The sequence below is a fragment of the Micromonospora sp. DT81.3 genome, from assembly GCF_049847225.1.
Taxonomy (GTDB): Bacteria; Actinomycetota; Actinomycetes; order Actinomycetales; family Microbacteriaceae; genus Microbacterium.
Window position 1 is genome coordinate 1 of sequence record NZ_JBNCNY010000061.1, and the last position, 266, is coordinate 266.

The 266-nt window shown below is 68.4% G+C and carries 1 protein-coding gene; it reads right to left on the reverse strand.

Going from position 1 to position 266, the window contains the following annotated elements; genetic code table 11:
• A partial coding sequence (locus tag ACPW96_RS23340; protein WP_425886135.1) for an IS110 family transposase occupies positions 1 to 224 on the reverse strand: 224 nt, incomplete at its 3' end.
• Positions 225 to 266: the final 42 nt, after the last annotated feature.

Genomic DNA, 266 nt, shown 5'->3' on the forward strand with positions numbered 1-266 from the left:
TGCTTGGTCGTCCAGGCGTCACCGTCGTCGTAGACGATCCCGTGCCGCAGCAGCAGCTTGCTGACCCGGTGCCGGGCGCGCATCAGATCACCACGACAGTCCTCCCGAGCTCGCACCAGATCCCGCGCGGCTTCCTGATCGGCGGTCGGCACCGCAACCGGGGTGATCTCGTCCAATCGCAGCAGCCGGGCCAGATGCACCGCGTCCTTCGCGTCGGTCTTCACCCGATCCCCGGATGGGCGCTGCAGTTTCGATGGCGCCGCCAC